The sequence below is a fragment of the Saccharomonospora saliphila YIM 90502 genome, from assembly GCF_000383795.1.
Lineage (GTDB): Bacteria > Actinomycetota > Actinomycetes > Mycobacteriales > Pseudonocardiaceae > Saccharomonospora > Saccharomonospora saliphila.
Genome location: NZ_KB912720.1, coordinates 1 through 1,800, shown reverse-complemented (window position 1 = coordinate 1,800; position 1,800 = coordinate 1). Strand labels below are relative to the sequence as shown.

Here is a 1,800-nt window from a genome sequence, read left to right as displayed (position 1 = left end):
TGGCCGACCCGGTGAACCGAGACGCGCTGCCCGGGGGAGCTCTCCGCCGACGACGACGCGATGGTGGCCGAGCGGGCCGAGCAGGCCGGGCTCGTGGACGCCGTCGACGACCCCGGTGATCCCGCCCGGTACTCGCGCGAAGGCTACGCGCGCATCCGCGCGCTCAGCCGTGAGCTGGGGGCGCTGCGCCGCAGGCTCGACCAGCCGCTGCCCGAGCTGGTGGCCGACGTCGAGCGCACCATGCGGCTCGACGTCGAGGCCCTGGCGCGACCGGGCGGCGTCGGCCGCGCGCACCTCGACGCGTTCGCCGACGTGGTCGGCGAGTACGCCGAGACCGTGCCGACGGCGACCCTGCTGTCCCTGCTGGACTACCTGGCCACCGCCGACCACGCCGAGGACGGCCTGGCGCCCGGGGAGGTGGAGGTCGCCGCCGACCGCGTGCAGGTGCTCACCGCGCACTCGGCGAAGGGCCTGGAGTGGCGGGTGGTGGCCGTGCCGCACCTGGTCACCGACACCTTCCCCGGCAAGCGGCGGTCATCGTCGTGGTTGAAGACGGTGGCCGAGCTGCCCGCCGCCCTGCGCGGGGACGCGGCCGATCTCCCCGAACTCGCCCTGCGCGGCGACGAGGACCGCAAGCTGGTCACCGAGGTGCTGGCCGACCATGAACGGCACTTCGCCGAGCGACACGCCGAGGAAGAGCGCAGGCTGTGCTACGTGGCACTGACCCGGTCCGAACACTGTCTGCTCGTCTCGGGGCACTGGTGGAACAGCACCAGCGCCAAACCGAAGGGGCCCTCGGAGTTCCTCACCGAGCTCGCCGACGTGCTCGCGGAGACCGACGGCCTCGGCACCCTCGAACACTGGGCACCCGCGCCCGGACCGGAGGAGAGCAATCCGCTGGTGGGCCGGTCACGGTCCGCGGTGTGGCCGGTGGACCCGCTGGGTGACCGCAGGAAGGCGGTGGACGAAGGCGCCCGGCTGGTGCTCGACGCGCTCGCCACGCGGGCGGAGACGCGGCGGGCGCAGACGCGGCAGGCGGAGACGCGGCAGGCGGAGACCGGAGGCGACCGGCCGGTCGCATCGGAGGCCGAGCGGTCGGTGTCCGCCGCTTCGGCGGTGCCGGACGGGGCGCCGGACACGGCGCCGGGGGCGGAACCGGGCGAGGACGAGGACCCGGACGGGTGGATCACCGACACCGACGTGCTGCTGGCCGAGCGGGCCCGGCACCGGGACGGTGCGGCGGACATCGACCTGCCCGGCACGCTGTCGGTGAGCCAGCTCGTTGAGCTCGCGGACGAGCCGGAAGCCCTGGCCCGGAGGCTGCGCAGGCCGCTGCCGTTTCCCCCGAACGCGGGAATGCGCCGGGGTACCGCCTTCCACGGCTGGCTCGAACGCCGCTTCGCCGGGGACCGGCTGCTCGACCTCGACGACCTGCCCGGATCGGCCGACCTCGAGGCCCACGAGGAGGGCGACCGCGATTTCGAGGCGCTCCGCGAGGCGTTCGAGCGCAGCCCGTGGGCCGCGCGGACGCCGCACGATGTCGAGGTGCCCTTCTCCACCGACATCGACGGCGTCACCGTGCGCGGGCGGATGGACGCGGTGTTCGCCGACCCCGACGGCGGGTGGACCGTGGTGGACTGGAAGACCGGTGCGGTGCCGCCCGACGAGCGGATGCCCGCGTTGTCGGTGCAGCTGGCCGCCTACCGCCTCGCCTGGGCGGGGCTGTCCGGGGCGCCGCTGGAGCGGGTGCGGGCGGCGTTCCACTACGTGCGCTCGGGCCGCACCGTGCACCCGGTGGAC

General features: G+C 75.1%; 1 protein-coding gene. It reads left to right on the top strand.

Annotation, left to right across the window (positions count from 1 at the left end; all coding sequences use genetic code 11):
- Window positions 1-63: 63 nt before the first annotated feature.
- Window positions 64-1,800, top strand: a 1,737-nt coding sequence (locus SACSA_RS26390; RefSeq protein ID WP_232213001.1) for a PD-(D/E)XK nuclease family protein, incomplete at its 3' end; no start/stop codon positions are given.